Annotated in this window: 13 protein-coding genes; 5 read left to right on the top strand and 8 right to left on the bottom strand. The window is 56.6% G+C overall.

Going from position 1 to position 15,046, the window contains the following annotated elements; genetic code table 11:
• Nucleotides 1-889: 889 nt before the first annotated feature.
• Together HFD97_RS09815 and yfbR are read left to right on the top strand one after the other, a co-directional pair.
• Nucleotides 890-2,107: a pyridoxal phosphate-dependent aminotransferase gene (locus tag HFD97_RS09815; protein WP_009089010.1), complete on the top strand. Its 1,218-nt coding sequence runs from the start codon at nucleotides 890-892 to the stop codon at nucleotides 2,105-2,107.
• A 69-nt stretch (nucleotides 2,108-2,176) separates the two neighbouring features.
• Nucleotides 2,177-2,776, top strand: coding sequence for a 5'-deoxynucleotidase (gene yfbR / locus HFD97_RS09810; protein ID WP_058956884.1), 600 nt, complete (start codon nucleotides 2,177-2,179; stop codon nucleotides 2,774-2,776).
• A gap of 29 nt (nucleotides 2,777-2,805) precedes the next feature.
• On the opposite strand, the gene HFD97_RS09805 is transcribed toward yfbR, so the two are convergent.
• From HFD97_RS09805 to yfbV, 3 genes are all read right to left on the bottom strand, one after another.
• A complete protein-coding gene (locus tag HFD97_RS09805) occupies nucleotides 2,806-3,465 on the bottom strand; it encodes a sugar phosphatase (RefSeq protein WP_058956893.1) in 660 nt (219 codons plus the stop codon).
• Nucleotides 3,466-3,478: 13 nt separating this feature from the next.
• Nucleotides 3,479-3,973 carry a YfbU family protein gene (locus tag HFD97_RS09800; protein WP_150028890.1) on the bottom strand — a complete coding sequence of 165 codons (495 nt, stop codon included), beginning with the start codon at nucleotides 3,971-3,973 and terminating at the stop codon, nucleotides 3,479-3,481.
• Nucleotides 3,974-4,118: 145 nt separating this feature from the next.
• Nucleotides 4,119-4,571 (bottom strand): terminus macrodomain insulation protein YfbV, encoded by a 453-nt coding sequence (gene yfbV, locus HFD97_RS09795; protein WP_009089002.1) that lies wholly within the window; start codon nucleotides 4,569-4,571, stop codon nucleotides 4,119-4,121.
• Between the two features lie 335 nt (nucleotides 4,572-4,906).
• Between yfbV and ackA the strand changes: the two genes are divergently transcribed.
• Both ackA and pta read left to right on the top strand, forming a co-directional pair.
• Entirely contained in the window at nucleotides 4,907-6,109 is a 1,203-nt protein-coding gene (ackA, locus tag HFD97_RS09790; protein WP_046102274.1) for an acetate kinase, read from the top strand.
• 85 nt (nucleotides 6,110-6,194) lie between these two features.
• Nucleotides 6,195-8,324, top strand: a complete 2,130-nt coding sequence (gene pta, locus HFD97_RS09785) for a phosphate acetyltransferase (RefSeq protein ID WP_033736164.1) — start codon at nucleotides 6,195-6,197, stop codon at nucleotides 8,322-8,324.
• A 104-nt stretch (nucleotides 8,325-8,428) separates the two neighbouring features.
• On the opposite strand, the gene yfcD is transcribed toward pta, so the two are convergent.
• Together yfcD and yfcF are read right to left on the bottom strand one after the other, a co-directional pair.
• Nucleotides 8,429-8,953, bottom strand: coding sequence for an NUDIX hydrolase YfcD (gene yfcD / locus HFD97_RS09780; RefSeq protein WP_167431398.1), 525 nt, complete (start codon nucleotides 8,951-8,953; stop codon nucleotides 8,429-8,431).
• 107 nt (nucleotides 8,954-9,060) lie between these two features.
• A complete protein-coding gene (gene yfcF / locus HFD97_RS09775; RefSeq protein WP_009088994.1) occupies nucleotides 9,061-9,702 on the bottom strand; it encodes a glutathione transferase in 642 nt (213 codons plus the stop codon).
• A 182-nt stretch (nucleotides 9,703-9,884) separates the two neighbouring features.
• Between yfcF and HFD97_RS09770 the strand changes: the two genes are divergently transcribed.
• Nucleotides 9,885-10,781: a TIGR01777 family oxidoreductase gene (locus HFD97_RS09770; RefSeq protein WP_140029078.1), complete on the top strand. Its 897-nt coding sequence runs from the start codon at nucleotides 9,885-9,887 to the stop codon at nucleotides 10,779-10,781.
• A gap of 33 nt (nucleotides 10,782-10,814) precedes the next feature.
• Here the strand turns inward: HFD97_RS09770 and HFD97_RS09765 are convergent, their stop codons facing one another.
• Genes HFD97_RS09765 through dalD form a run of 3 tightly spaced genes read right to left on the bottom strand, consistent with a single transcriptional unit; the run spans nucleotide 10,815 to nucleotide 14,983 of the window.
• The gene (locus tag HFD97_RS09765) at nucleotides 10,815-12,095 is read right to left on the bottom strand and encodes an MFS transporter (protein ID WP_009088990.1); all 1,281 of its coding nucleotides are present in this window, start codon (nucleotides 12,093-12,095) and stop codon (nucleotides 10,815-10,817) included.
• 27 nt (nucleotides 12,096-12,122) lie between these two features.
• Entirely contained in the window at nucleotides 12,123-13,592 is a 1,470-nt protein-coding gene (xylB, locus tag HFD97_RS09760; RefSeq protein WP_167431397.1) for a xylulokinase, read from the bottom strand.
• Nucleotides 13,593-13,594: 2 nt separating this feature from the next.
• Nucleotides 13,595-14,983, bottom strand: a complete 1,389-nt coding sequence (gene dalD, locus HFD97_RS09755; protein WP_167431396.1) for a D-arabinitol 4-dehydrogenase — start codon at nucleotides 14,981-14,983, stop codon at nucleotides 13,595-13,597.
• Nucleotides 14,984-15,046: the final 63 nt, after the last annotated feature.

The following is a 15,046-nucleotide window of genomic DNA, read 5'->3' as shown; positions in this document are numbered from 1 at the left end:
CAGTAATGGTGCTTAATGACAGTCCTGTGTGAAGACTGGCACAAAAAATCTCTTGTGCGGATTCCGCACGGCTCACTCACCTGATGGGTCATACGCTGTCGTGAAAAAGACCACGTCTGAACCGTAAGCGCGGGGGGCGCGAATGCAGGAAGCTGCGTCATAATCGTGATCCTGCCGAAAAGAACCGGACAGGACGAAATTCACACTTTACGGGCTGACGGGACAAAGCGGTAAAGTGCATTAAATAATAAATTATACTTAATCATTTTTGACTTCAAAATGGAAATGATTTTGTGAAAACCGCTGTAAATTTTGCGGCAAAGGCATTTCCAGACCCTTATGCCACATTATTGATCACTTTTTAAGCCTTCATCGCTCTGAAATTTAGTGAGAAACTGTTAAGTGCTGCCCACAATAGTTCAATCTGATACCTCTTTTACCCTCTGCTTTTGGACCTTTTCCGGCGATCACAACACCTTAAACCGGATACTCTTAAGCAGCGTTAAGGCGTAAGTATTAACGAGGCCGCAAAATCGTCCACAAAATGAGCATTCATAAAATATCCTTTAACTATTTCTCCTGGGGTATATTTCCGCGGCGGAAAAATGACCGCTTCAGATTATTTACGGTCCGCTTTGAGAAAACGCGCACCGCAGCCCTGCCCCTGCCACGCTATTCATCAGTTTAAAAACCTGACCTTACCCTTATTTATGGTTTTATTGACCAGCTAAAGCCGTAGTAAATAATTTTTACGCTATGCGCCGGGCAAAAAGGTGTTGAACCCGCCAAAACCGGACGGCACCCTTCTTTTGTTATCCTGAGGAGAGTACATTGTGCTGGTTTGATTTCTGTGGCAGCCAAAAGGATTCTGCCCATTAAGGCGGTAACAATGACTTTTCAAATTGATAAATCCGGGAAACTCGACAATGTCTGCTACGACATCCGTGGTCCGGTACTGAAAGAGGCAAAACGCCTCGAAGAAGAAGGCAACAAAGTTCTTAAGCTGAACATCGGCAACCCGGCGCCTTTCGGCTTTGAAGCGCCGGACGAGATTCTGGTCGATGTGATTCGTAATCTTCCCAGCGCCCAGGGCTATTGCGACTCCAAGGGCCTCTACTCTGCCCGCAAAGCGATCATGCAGCACTACCAGGCGCGCGACATGCGCGACGTCACGGTAGAAGATATCTACATTGGCAACGGTGTGTCAGAACTGATCGTGCAGGCGATGCAGGCGTTACTGAACAGCGGTGACGAAATGCTGGTCCCGGCTCCCGACTATCCGTTATGGACGGCGGCCGTCTCCCTCTCCAGCGGAAAAGCGGTGCACTATCTTTGTGATGAGTCCGCAGGCTGGTTCCCCGACCTGGATGACATCCGCAGCAAGATTACGCCCCGCACCCGCGGCATCGTCATTATCAACCCGAATAACCCGACCGGCGCGGTCTACAGCAAAGAGCTGCTGCTGGAAGTGGTTGAGATAGCCCGTCAGCATAACCTGATCATTTTTGCCGACGAGATCTACGACAAGATCCTCTATGATGAGGCACAGCATCACAGCATTGCCGCACTGGCGCCGGACCTGCTGACCGTGACTTTTAACGGCCTCTCTAAAACCTATCGCGTGGCCGGTTTCCGTCAGGGCTGGATGGTGCTTAACGGGCCGAAGAAACATGCTAAAGGCTACATCGAAGGGCTGGAGATGCTCGCCTCAATGCGTCTCTGTGCTAACGTGCCGGCGCAGCATGCGATTCAGACGGCGCTGGGCGGTTACCAGAGCATCAGCGAATTTATCATGCCTGGCGGACGTCTCTACGAGCAGCGTCAGCGCGCCTGGGAACTGATTAACGATATTCCGGGCGTCAGCTGTGTGAAGCCACAGGGCGCGCTCTATATGTTTCCGAAAATCGATGCTAAAAAATTCAACATCTTCGACGATCAGAAAATGGTGCTGGATTTCCTGCTGCAGGAGAAAGTCCTGCTGGTTCAGGGCAGCGCATTTAACTGGCCCTCGCCCGACCACCTGCGCATCGTCACGCTGCCGCGCGTGGACGATCTGGAAATGGCCATCAATAAATTTGGCCGTTTCCTGCAAGGCTATCGTCAGTAATCCCGCCCGCGTATACTGAAGCTATTTGGGGAGAGCCTGTCTCTCCCCTGCCGGCTAACAGGAACGCGCATGACTCAAAGTCACTTCTTCGCCCATCTCTCCCGTCTCAAGCTGATCAATCGCTGGCCGCTGATGCGCAACGTGCGCACCGAAAACGTGTCTGAACACAGCCTGCAGGTTGCCATGGTGGCGCACGCCCTGGCCGTGATCAAAAACCTTAAGTTCAGCGGGTCGCTGAATGCCGATCGCATCGCCATGCTGGCGCTCTATCACGATGCCAGCGAAGTGCTGACCGGCGACCTGCCCACACCGGTCAAGTATTACAACGCGCAGATCGCGCATGAATATAAAAAAATCGAGAAAATTGCGCAGCAGAAGCTGATTGAGATGTTGCCGGAAGAGTTTCAGGCGATCTATCGCCCGTTAATCGATGAGCACCTGCACAGTGAAGAGGAGCAGGCCGTCGTCAAGCAGGCCGATGCGCTCTGCGCTTATGTTAAGTGTCTTGAGGAACTCTCTGCCGGGAACAATGAGTTTTTACTGGCGAAAGCGCGACTGGAGACAACGCTAGCGCAACGGCGTTCGCCTGAGATGGATTATTTCGTTGAGGTCTTTATTCCGAGCTTCAGCCTGTCGCTGGATGAAATCTCGCAGGATACGCCACTCTGAGCCCGGCGGCGTGACCGCCGGCCCCTTCCTTACGCCTGCTGGCTGAAGGTAAAACTGCCGTCAGCTTCCCGGGTCACGACCAGTGATGCCAGTGAGCTGAGGCGAAGCGCCACCTCATCCAGCCGGGGGGTGTCCGCCGGAGCGTTGATGGCGATCACCGCGCAGCCTGCGTTCAGTCCGGATACGATGCCGGCGGGGGCATCCTCTGCCACCACACAGGCTGCGGCGTCTAAGCCCAGTTTCTCCGCCCCGAGCAGATAGGGATCGGGTTCCGGTTTACCTTTTGCCACCTGCTCCGCAGTAATAAACACCGCAGGTTTCGGCAAGCCTGCGGCTTTATGTCGGGCATGCGCAACCGGCACCGAACCGGAGGTGACAATGGCCCAGGGGATCTGCAGCGCGTTCAGCCTTTCCAGCAGCGCTCTGGCACCCGGCAGCGCCTGCACACCGTCGGTGTCCGCCGCTTCCGCCTGCTCCAGCGCCACAAACTCCGCCTGAATCGCCTCTTCCGGCTGGCCTGCCATAAAATGACGCAGAGAAGTAATGGCCTGTTTGCCATGAATAAAATCGAGGATCTCATCGGCAGCAATACCATGACGCGCACCCCACTGGCTCCAGGCGCGTTCTACGGCGGGCAGCGAATCGACCAGCGTGCCGTCCAAATCAAAAAGAAAACCTCTGTAGGTCACGCGCTTCTCCTCATCATGCATTAATAACCTGTGCAATCTCGTTGGCACTCAAATGGTACTGGCGCGGACAAGTCTGCCATAAAGCCAGCATGCGTTGATACTTTTCCCACATCGGGGTTTGCGCGTTAAAGCCGTGGGTGCCGGAATCGAAGTGGGTGTAGCGCCCTTCCGTGTTGACCATGAAGCGCACATATCCCAGCAGGCGGGCTTCTGTCGCGGCATCAAAACCGAGAAAAGCGAGACGGCGCTCATCCGTCTGACTTTTATCTTTCAGGTTTGACCAGGAGACGTGCAGCGCGTGATGCATTTCCATAATGTCGATCACCGTCCGGCAGGTTGCTTCGCTGAGTTCGCCGAACTCTTTATCCAGCTCCCGCATCTGCAGCGCATAACCGCGCTCAATGATGGTCTGGTAACGGCGAAAACGTTCAGCATTTTCCGGCTCCAGCATCGCCATGATTTTGTACTGGTTGGTTAGAATTAAACGCTGTGCATGGGTCATTTCCATGATTCACTCCCGGTCGGTGACCGCTCAGTTAATCGACAAGGAGGAAATGATTGCATAGCGTTAGCGATACGGAAATCGCCGTATCGCCTTTCTTTGATTTGGTTGCGGGTTAGCGGTAATTAAATTACCGCCCGCCTGAAGAGGATCAGAGATCGTCGAGGAACGTGCGGTCAAGCTGTTTAAACGCGCGTTTCAGCAGGTCGGCCAGCGCCTGATAGGTCGGTTTGCCTTCTACCGGCGCGATAGCCTGTCCCGCCTCTTCCAGTCGGGCGCGGACTTCATGAAACCAGCTCAGCAGCGTCGGCGGCAGCGGCGTAACAGAACGCTTACCGAGCCACCACAACCCCTGCATCGGCAGGCTACAGGCAAACAGCGCCGTCGCCACGGCCGGGCCAAGCTGGCCGCCCATTGCGATCTGCCAGGTCAGGGTAAAAATCGCCAGGGGAGGCATAAAGCGAATGGCAAAGCGCGTCACGGATGAAACACGGTTTTCCGGAAACACGGGGGCCAGGCGCTTATCAGCAGGCCAGGTCTTCATGTAGTGCTGACCGCGCTGAAACATCTGAAACCAATTGGTACTGCCAGATTCATTCGCCATGGCTCGCCTCAACTAATACTGCAAACATTAAAAAAAAGTTATAACCACACAACTTTACGTGACATCCTTCAATTTTTTTTGTCTTTAAAGATGACTCCAGCTATTCTGACGCCGTTTCAACACCTTTCCGGGCGCGGGATGCCGTTGGGAAGAGGCTTGAGCCATGTTTCGACAAGGCGATCTTCAAATTTTTGCGTAAGATTACCGAAATTTTTTGCGGAAATGCAGATTTCTGTCTACCGCATGATGTTTGTCATTAATCTACCAGCTTTCATGGGCTACGCTGTTAGTCTGATTGCGTTTTATTTAGCCACTCTCAAAAAATAGGTACTTCCATGTCGAGTAAGTTAGTTCTGGTTCTGAACTGTGGCAGCTCTTCCCTTAAGTTTGCCATCCTCAACCCTGCCAGCGGCGAAGAGTTCCTGTCGGGCCTGGCAGAATGTTTCCACCTTCCAGAAGCACGTATTAAATGGAAACTGGACGGCGAAAAACAGGAAGCGCCTCTCGGTGCCGGTGCAGCGCATAGCGAAGCGCTGAACTTCATCGTTAAATCCATTCTGGCACAAAAACCAGAGCTTTCGGCACAAATTGCTGCAATCGGTCATCGTATTGTTCATGGCGGCGAAAAGCTGACTCAGTCCGTTATCATCTCTGAAGAGGTGATTCAGGGCATCAAAGACGCCTCCTCCTTTGCCCCGCTGCATAACCCGGCTCATCTGATCGGAATTGATGAAGCGATGAAGAACTTCCCGCACCTGTCAGATAAGAATGTCGCCGTATTCGACACCGCTTTCCATCAGACAATGCCGGAAGAGTCTTATCTCTACGCCCTGCCCTACAAATTGTACAAAGAGCACGGCGTGCGTCGCTACGGCGCGCATGGCACCAGCCACTTCTATGTGACACACGAAGCGGCCAGCATGCTCAATAAACCGCTTGAATCACTGAATATCATCACCTGCCATCTTGGTAACGGCGGTTCTGTCTCTGCCATCCGAAATGGCGAGTGCGTCGATACCTCCATGGGGCTGACGCCACTGGAAGGGCTGGTGATGGGCACCCGCAGTGGCGACATCGACCCGGCGATTGTTTTCTTCCTGCACGACACCCTGGGCATGAGCGTTGACGCCATCAATAAACTGCTGACTAAAGAGTCTGGCCTGTTAGGTCTGACCGAAGTCACCAGCGACTGCCGCTACGTGGAAGATAACTACGCGACGAAAGAAGATGCGAAACGTGCGATGGATGTGTTCTGCCACCGCCTGGCGAAATATATCGGCAGCTACACGGCGCTGATGGACGGTCGCCTTGATGCGGTGGTCTTTACCGGCGGCATCGGTGAGAACGCGGCGATGGTGCGTGAACTTTCACTGAAAAAACTGGCGCTGCTGGGCTTTGAGGTTGATCATGATCGCAACCTTGCAGCGCGCTTCGGTAAGTCTGGCTACATCAATAAAGAAGGCACCCGTCCGGCCCTGGTGATTCCGACCAACGAAGAGCTGGTCATCGCCCAGGACGCCGCGCGTCTGACTGCATAACCCCTTCTCTCCGTCAGCTCAGGCTGACGGAGTTGTTTTTGACACCCTGCCATTACTGAGAGGTTCAAACGTGTCACGTACAATTATGCTCATTCCGACCGGCACCAGCGTCGGCCTGACCAGCGTCAGCCTCGGCGTTATCCGCGCCATGGAGCGCAAAGGCGTCCGCCTCAGCGTCTTTAAGCCGATTGCGCAGCCGCGTGCCGGCGGCGATACCCCGGATCAAACCACCACCATCATTCGCAAGAACTCCTCGATTCCTGCGGCCGAACCGCTGCAGATGTCCCGTGTGGAATCACTGCTGGGATCGAACCAGCAGGATGTGCTGATGGAGGAGATCATCTCCCGCTATCACGCCAACACGCAGGATGCGGAAGTGGTGCTGGTTGAAGGTCTGGTGCCGACCCGTAAGCATCAGTTCGCCAACGCACTGAACTATGAAATTGCCAAAACGCTGAATGCCGAGATCGTCTTTGTGATGGCGCTGGGTAATGACTCACCGGCCCAGCTGAAAGAGCGCATTGAGCTGACCCAGAGCAGCTTCGGCGGTCAGAAGAATAAAAACATCACGGGCGTGATCATCAATAAACTGAACGCGCCGGTTGACGATCAGGGACGTACCCGCCCTGACCTGTCAGAGATCTTCGATGATTCGTCGAAAGCCAGCATCGCCAATATCGATCCTAAGCAGCTCTTCTCAGACAGCCCGCTGCCGGTTCTGGGCTGCGTGCCGTGGAGCTTTGATCTGATTGCGACCCGCGCGATCGACATGTGCCGCCACCTGGGTGCACGCATCATCAACGAAGGTGAGATTCAGACCCGCCGGGTGAAATCGGTAACCTTCTGCGCCCGCAGTATCCCGCACATGCTGGAACATTTCCGTCCTGGCTCTCTGCTGGTCACCTCCGCAGACCGCCCGGATGTGCTGGTCGCCGCCTGCCTGGCTGCCATGAACGGCATCGAGATCGGCGCTATCCTGCTGACCGGAAACTACGAGATTGACGATCGCATCGCCCGTCTTTGCGACCGCGCCTTCCAGACCGGCCTGCCGGTATTTATGGTGAAAACCAACACCTGGCAGACCTCCCTGAGCCTGCAGAGCTTCAACCTTGAAGTCCCGGCTGACGACACCCAGCGCATTGAGAAAGTGCAGGAGTATGTTGCCAGCTACATCAACGCTGACTGGATTGAGTCGCTGACCGCCACGTCAGAACGCAGCCGTCGCCTGTCGCCACCGGCCTTCCGCTATCAGCTGACCGAGCTGGCGCGTAAAGCGGGCAAACGCGTCGTTCTGCCAGAGGGCGATGAGCCGCGCACCGTTAAAGCGGCCGCTATCTGTGCTGAACGCGGTATCGCCACCTGCGTGCTGTTAGGCAACCCGGATGAGATCCAGCGTGTTGCGGCGGCTCAGGGGGTTGAGCTGGGCAAAGGGGTTGAGATCGTTGACCCGGAACAGGTTCGTGAAAACTATGTGCCGCGCCTGGTTGAGCTGCGCAAGAACAAAGGTATGACCGAAGTTGTCGCGCAGGAGCAGCTGGAAGATAACGTGGTGCTGGGCACCATGATGCTGGAGAGCGGTGAAGTGGATGGTCTGGTATCCGGTGCGGTTCATACCACCGCCAACACCATTCGTCCGCCACTGCAGCTGATCAAAACCGCGCCGAACAGCTCACTGGTTTCATCGGTGTTCTTTATGCTGCTGCCTGAGCAGGTGCTGGTTTACGGTGACTGCGCGATTAACCCGGACCCTACCGCTGAGCAGCTGGCCGAAATCGCGATTCAGTCCGCCGATTCTGCCAAAGCCTTTGGTATCGACCCGCGTGTGGCGATGATCTCCTACTCCACCGGCACCTCCGGTGCAGGTAGCGACGTAGAAAAAGTGCGTGAAGCCACACGGATTGCGCAGGAAAAACGTCCTGACCTGGTGATCGATGGTCCGCTGCAGTATGACGCCGCCATCATGGAAGATGTGGCAAAATCAAAAGCGCCCAACTCACAGGTTGCGGGTCGCGCCACCGTGTTTATCTTCCCGGATCTCAACACCGGTAACACCACCTACAAAGCGGTTCAGCGTTCCGCCGATCTGATCTCGATCGGGCCGATGCTGCAGGGGATGCGTAAGCCGGTCAATGACCTGTCGCGCGGCGCGCTGGTCGACGACATCGTCTACACCATCGCGCTGACCGCCATTCAGTCGCAGCAGGCTGAAGGCTAAGCGCCAGGTGAGAACAGAAAAGGCATGCCCCGGGGCATGCCTTTTTTTTGATCTGCAAACGTAAGATTCGGCGCTGCCCGTTGAGGCAAGGCGCCGGAACCGTCTCAGTCGCGGCTATCGCCGTTACGACTCATCCACAGCGACAGCGCTTTCAGCGAATCGTCAGTAAACTCATCGCAGCGGGCGGTGATCTCGTCGGGCGTCATCCAGAAAATCTCATCGACTTCGGACTCCTGCATCGCGAAAGGCCCGTGGGACACGCAGCTGAACAGGCCACCCCAGACGCGGCAGTGCTGATCTTCAAAGTAGAATTTGCCATGCTCAGCAAAAGGCACGGCGGCAATGCCCAGTTCCTCTTCAGCTTCGCGACGCGCAGACTCCAGCATATCCTCACCGCTCTGCACCACGCCACCCGCCGTTGCGTCGAGTTTGCCCGGCATGAAATCTTTTGTTTCCGTGCGACGCTGAACCAGAATCTTGCCCATACCGTCATGAACCACGATATAGGTGGCGCGGTGACGCAGGCACTGAGCGCGCATCTGCGCACGTGTTGCCTGAGCAACGACTTCATTCTCTTCGCTTACAATATCGACCCACTCGATGCCGTCATCCGCAGTTTGATCCACCATCCGTAACCCTTTCCTGTTTGGCGTGCCCAGATGCACGCAGTTTGCCACTTGTTATTTTAATGTGGCGTAAGGTAATCACTTCCGTCAGCCTGAGCAAGCCCTGACAGTTATCGATTTTTACCACTTTCTGCTAACCACAGCTGTACTGAGGCTCGCTGCCATTGAAATTCAGCATAGTGCTGCAAACGTGTCGGTAAGGGATCGCCATGCAATACCAGCCGGTTGAGCATCACCGCCAGATCGGTATCCGCGATGGACCATTCGCCAAACAGGTTCTGCTGCCCTTCCGGCAGCAGACGCTCGACGGCTGCAATCAGTTTAGTGACCGCCTGCTGTGCTGACGCCGTCAGTGGCGCAAAACGTTCACCGGCAAACAGCACTTCCGTCGGGCGCTCCTGGCGGATCCACATAAAGTCACTGCGCAGCCAGGCCTGAAGCTCTCTGGCGCGGGCGCGCTTCTCGCGGTCATGGGGATAGAGTCGCTCAAATTCAGGTGCCGGAAAACGCTCTTCCAGATATTCGCTGATGGCGGAAGACTCGCTCAGCAAAAAGCTGTCAATCTGCAGCGTTGGCACACGGCAGGTCAGTGAGAGCGCCCGATAGGCCTCCGCATATTGCTGATTCTGCGATAAATCGACGCGTTTCAGCTGAAAAGGCACCCCTTTTTCGGTAAGAGCAACATAGGCGGACATGGCATAAGGACTGAAAAATGATGAATCTGACCACAGGACAATGGGCGGATAATTCATCGGTTACCTCGATTGGCTGTCAGGGTTGCATCATGTTTACCGACTTTTTTTTGTGAAGGCAACGCTGAGCTGCTCCGACCTCTCACGCCGGAATAACAAAGCGCGACGCGAGGCACTTCAGAGTGGCTCCGCTCTTCTATGCTGAAAGGAGCAGATAACAAAAACACAAAGGGAGCCGCAACATGCACATTCTTATTACCGGTGGCACGGGACTGATTGGGCGTCATCTGATTCCACGGCTGCAACAGCTGGGGCATCAGATCAGTGTCGTGACGCGGGATATCGTCAGCGCACGCGAAAAACTGGGCGAGAGCGTGGCGCTCTGGTCAGGTCTGGCGCAGCAGACAAACCTCAATAACATTGATGCCGTGATTAACCTGGCGGGCGAACCCATTGCCGATAAACGCTGGACAGAGCCCCATAAACAGCAGCTCTGCGAAAGCCGCTGGCAGATCACCGAGCAGATTGCCTCACTGATTAATGCCAGCGCAACGCCACCCGCCGTCCTGATTTCCGGTTCGGCAACCGGCTTCTATGGCAATACCGGCGATCTGGTGCTGACTGAAGAGGATGAGGGCCATGATGAGTTTACCCATCAGCTCTGCGCCCGCTGGGAGCAGCTGGCACTCAGCGCCGCGAGTGAACGTACCCGCGTCTGCCTGATACGCACCGGCGTGGTGCTGGCTCGTGAAGGCGGCGCACTCAGTAAAATGAAACTGCCGTTTAAGTTTGGCGCGGGCGGGCCGATCGGCAGTGGCAAACAGTATATGCCGTGGATCCATATCGATGACATGGTCAACGCGATTCTCTGGCTGCTGGATCATGAAGATCTGCACGGCCCGTTCAACATGGTGGCTCCTTACGCGGTGCGCAATGAGCAGTTTGCCGCCACGCTGGGGCGGGTGATGCATCGTCCGGCCTTTATGCGCACGCCCGCCAGCGCCATTAAGCTGATGATGGGGGAGTCGTCGGTGCTGGTGCTGGGCGGTCAGCATGTGCTGCCGAAGCGGCTGGAAGCCTCTGGATTCGGCTTCCGCTGGTACGATTTGCAGGAAGCCCTGCAGGATGTCGCAGGATAACCCTGCAGCGGCCCAGGGCCGCCGCAGGGGTAATCAGCTTCGCTGTCCGGCGACCCGCGACTGCATCGCCTTCTCTTCCCGCGTGTGCCCCGGTTGTGGCACGCGGATAATAAAGGTCAGCACGCCAGCGAACACATACAGCGCGGTGTAGGCCCATACCACTCCGACGATGTCGAAGAATGGCAGCATGACAGAGGCGATAGCCGGTGCCACAAAGTTACTGAGTCCCGCGGAGAGATTGTAAATCGAGACCGCTGCCCCTTTGTGATGCGGCTCCAGCGTCGGAAAGACGGCGGTCATCGGCACAAACGCGGCGACAAAGATCCCCAGCATGACCGCAGGAATTAATGCCACCCAGAAATTATGCCCCGCATACAGCGGCAGGTAATAGAAGGTCAGGCTGGAGATAGCCATTCCCAGGCAACCAAACCAGCGTACCTGACGGATCCAGCCCAGCTTCTCACCGGTGAGGCCCCAGAAGATATTCGTAAAGATGGTAACAAAGAAGAACACCGCCCAGATCTGCAGCCATTCAGAGATGGTAAAGCCGAGACGGTCGACAAACAGCAGTGGCATGATAATGGCGAAACCAAACAGCGACAGCGTGTTGATGATGCGAATCAGGCAGGCATAAAAGACATGCTGATTGGTGAACAGGATGGTCACGGCACGCGACATCTCTGTCATCTTGTCACGCATCGGCAGATTCACGCGGGAACGATCTACCGGCACGTTGCGCAGGCTGAACCAGGCAAGAATCCCGCCACAGGCTACCCAGATGATGGCCAGCCACAGCGTTCCGGTCTCCCCCAGCATCGGAATGGTCAGACTGGGCAGATAGCTGCCCACCACGCCAATGCCGATTGAATACATCGCCCAGAACCAGCCGGTCGCCGCCGCCAGTTTCTCGCGCGGTAAGACCTGCACCAGCATCATCATGAAAGAGTAAATAAACAGCGGATAAGCCAGCCCGCGAATGCCGTAAAACAGCACCATAAGGGGATAGTTACGCAGCCCAAGCCCAAGTGACATAAACAGGGCATGCATGACGATCCACAGCACAAAGCCAATCATCATCGCGCGCTGCGGCGTGATCAGCTCGGCGACCACACCCGATGCCCAGGCTGCCAGCGCGGCTGCCAGACCATAGAAGGTGAACACGACGGCAGACTGCGCGGGCGAAAAGCCCATGTCGGTGATATGGCGTGACAGAAACGCCATTTCAAAGCCATCACCCGCCATAAAGATGGCGATAGCGAGGAAGCCCCAGAACATCTTTTTCGGTAAGCCAAACCAGTATTCGTTCGATTGCATCACAATCACCTTCTGTTTGGTTAGTCTTTATGCAGGCAGCAGGTTACGCACCTGTTGCTGCTGGATGTAGAGTTCCCGGAACAGACGCAGCCGCTGTTGCAGCACGGCTCCGCGAGCGTCGTCCGGTTGATAGCGCGCCTGGACTGGCGGCTTCAGGCACACCTCATGCTCAGCACCGCCATCAGCCAGCCACGCCAGACGTGCCGCCCCCAGCGCGCCAGAGGCGCTGGCCGGGTGAGTAACAACCGGCAGTTGCAACACATCGGCAATCAATTGCGCCCACAGCGTGCTGCGCGCGCCTCCACCGGTGAGGCTGTATTGCTGAATGGGGTGCCGGGCCTCGCCGAGCGCCTCTGCCCCATCAGCCAGTCCGAATGCCACGCCTTCAATCACCGCATAGCCCAGCAGGGCGCGCGGCGTTTCATGGCGCAGATTGAAGAAAGAACCGGAGGCGTCAGGATCGTTGTGAGGGGTGCGCTCCCCGGAGAGATAGGGCAGAAAAATCGGGGCGCTGCGCAGCTGTTCATCACTGAGCTGAGCCATCTCCTCCATCAACTGGCTTTCACTCACTGACAGCAGATTGCACAGCCAGCGCAGACAACTGGCGGCGCTGAGCATCACGCTCATCTGATGCCAGCGGCCCGGCAGCGCATGGCAAAAGGCGTGCACCCCGGATTGCGGGTCCGCCTGCAAGCGGTCATTGACGACAAAAATCACCCCGGACGTCCCCAGTGAGATAAAAGCATCCCCGGCGTTCACCGCGCCTACCCCGACGGCTGACGCGGCATTGTCCCCGCCGCCGCCTGCCACCGTGACTGAGGTGGATAAGCCCCACTCGCTCGCCAGTGTCGGCTGCAGATGTCCGCTTACTGCACTGCCTTCCACCAGTTCAGGCATGGCGGCACGCGTCAGTCCGGTGATGGCCAGCAGTTCGTCCGACCAGTCACGCCGGGAGACGTCGAGCCACAGCGTTCCGGCAGCATCCGAAGGCTCAGTGACAAAGCGTCCGGTCAGACGCCAGCGCAGGTAATCTTTCGGCAGCAACACCTTATCGATACGGCTGAAGATCTCTGGCTCATGTTCCGCAACCCAGCAGAGCTTTGGTGCAGTGAAGCCAGGCATAATCATATTGCCGCTGATCGCTATCATCCGGGGATGCTGCTTCGCCAGCCTTTCACACTGTGGTGCGCTGCGCGTGTCGTTCCACAGGATACATGGACGCAGCACCCTGCCTCCGGCATCCAGCAGCACGGCCCCGTGCATCTGACCGGACAATCCTATCGCGCGAATCTCAGCCCATGCCTGAGGAGACTGATGACGCAATCCCGCCAGAACCTCACAGCAGGCTTGCCACCAGCGCTCAGGCTCCTGTTCTGCCCAGTGAGGATGCGGACGCTGCACGCTGAGCGTGGCGTGCTGAGACGCCACAATCTCACCCTGCGTGTTCAGGATCAGCGCTTTAAGCTCTGAGGTACCGATATCAATACCGAGATACATGATTACACCGCCGCCAGTTCAGGCTGCTTCAGCCACTGCTGCAGATTCGCCACCTGGCGCGTCACCAGCTCATGAAACGCCTTATCGGACGCCAGTTCCGCAAACAGCGCGCGATCGCTCAGGAACGCACGGAGCGGATCGGCGCTGGCGAACTGTTTACGCAGCGTCTCGGCCTGAAGCGCACCATCCTGATAGGGATAGGGTAAGTCGTCACTGGCCCAGCGTTGCATAAACAGGAAGAAGAGTGCCGGGATCACCGCCGTTGCGGTCGGCTGCACGCCGCGCTGGTAACACGCCTGCAGGGTTGGCGTCACCATGCCGGGAATTTTGGACAAGCCATCGGCACCGACGCGCTGATTGGTGTCCTGAATATAGGGATTACTGAAGCGGGCCAGCACCACATCGCGATAATCTGCCAGATCGAGCGGGCTGGGTGAAAGTGAGGGAATGACATCCTGGGTCACGTAGTCGTGCGCCAGTTGATAGATGGCCGGATGACGGGTGCTCTCATCGATATAGTTCAGCCCAATCAGCGTGCCCGCCCAGGCAATCGCGGCATGGGTCGCATTAAGGATGCGAATTTTCGCCTCTTCCCACGGCAGCACCGATTCCACCAGCTCAACGCCCACCTTTTCGAGTGCCGGGCGTCCGGCAATAAAATCATCCTCAATGACCCACTGAATAAAAGATTCGGCCATCACTGCGGCACCCTCCTCCCTGCCGGTCGCTGCCTGCACGCGTTCGGCCACCTGCGGGGTGGGTCGCGGGGTTATGCGATCGACCATGGTATTCGGTGAGCGGGTCTGTGTACGCACCCAGTAGGCCAGCGCGGTATCGCCTTTGGCCGTCAGAAACGCCAGGAAGGCGTCACGAAAACGCTCGCCATTGTGGCGCAGATTGTCGCAGTTCAGCAGCGTGACCGGTGCCCCGCCCCCGGCAACCCGCTGTGTCAGAATGCGGCTGAGTGCGCCATAGAGGGTGCGGATATCGCCATCCAGATCGGCCTTCACGTCCGCCTGACTGAGATCCAGCGTAAATGCGGGCGTCAGGTAGTAGCCTGCTTCAGTCACGGTGAAGCTAATCACACGCGTTTCCGCACGCGCGCCCTGTTCAATCAGCGCGCGAATGTCGCTATCCCAGGGCAAAATTTTGCGCAGCGACGTGATGGTCTCATAGTCGCGCTCACCTTCGGGCGTTACGGTTTCCAGCACATATTCGCCCTGCTGCCGCGCGAGCTGATCAAGCAGCGGCGCGGCGTCCTGTCGGATATTGCCCAGCGCGATGCCCCAGCTTTCGTCGCCCTGCTTACGCAGCTGATGCAGATACCACGCCTGATGTGCCCGATGAAAAGATCCTGCGCCGATATGCATCCACACGGATTGATTGGTCATAATCGCCTCAATTAAACATTTGCCACGGTGAGGGGCATTTGCCCGATAGCCGTTAGCATAGTG

The organism is Pantoea sp. EKM103V (assembly GCF_011800365.1).
Taxonomy (GTDB): Bacteria; Pseudomonadota; Gammaproteobacteria; order Enterobacterales; family Enterobacteriaceae; genus Pantoea; species Pantoea anthophila.
This window is presented reverse-complemented; position numbering and strand designations above follow the sequence as displayed.

What these genes read in the sequence shown, in the direction of transcription:
- ackA (WP_046102274.1), top strand. Translation starts at nt 4,907, where the DNA reads ATGTCGAGTAAGTTAGTTCTGGTTCTGAACTGTGGCAGCTCTTCCCTT.
- xylB (WP_167431397.1), bottom strand. Translation starts at nt 13,592, where the DNA reads ATGTATCTCGGTATTGATATCGGTACCTCAGAGCTTAAAGCGCTGATC.
- yfbV (WP_009089002.1), bottom strand. Translation starts at nt 4,571, where the DNA reads ATGGCGAATGAATCTGGCAGTACCAATTGGTTTCAGATGTTTCAGCGC.
- pta (WP_033736164.1), top strand. Translation starts at nt 6,195, where the DNA reads ATGCTCATTCCGACCGGCACCAGCGTCGGCCTGACCAGCGTCAGCCTC.
- HFD97_RS09765 (WP_009088990.1), bottom strand. Translation starts at nt 12,095, where the DNA reads ATGCAATCGAACGAATACTGGTTTGGCTTACCGAAAAAGATGTTCTGG.
- dalD (WP_167431396.1), bottom strand. Translation starts at nt 14,983, where the DNA reads ATGACCAATCAATCCGTGTGGATGCATATCGGCGCAGGATCTTTTCAT.
- HFD97_RS09800 (WP_150028890.1), bottom strand. Translation starts at nt 3,973, where the DNA reads ATGGAAATGACCCATGCACAGCGTTTAATTCTAACCAACCAGTACAAA.
- yfbR (WP_058956884.1), top strand. Translation starts at nt 2,177, where the DNA reads ATGACTCAAAGTCACTTCTTCGCCCATCTCTCCCGTCTCAAGCTGATC.
- yfcF (WP_009088994.1), bottom strand. Translation starts at nt 9,702, where the DNA reads ATGAATTATCCGCCCATTGTCCTGTGGTCAGATTCATCATTTTTCAGT.
- HFD97_RS09815 (WP_009089010.1), top strand. Translation starts at nt 890, where the DNA reads ATGACTTTTCAAATTGATAAATCCGGGAAACTCGACAATGTCTGCTAC.
- HFD97_RS09770 (WP_140029078.1), top strand. Translation starts at nt 9,885, where the DNA reads ATGCACATTCTTATTACCGGTGGCACGGGACTGATTGGGCGTCATCTG.
- yfcD (WP_167431398.1), bottom strand. Translation starts at nt 8,953, where the DNA reads ATGGTGGATCAAACTGCGGATGACGGCATCGAGTGGGTCGATATTGTA.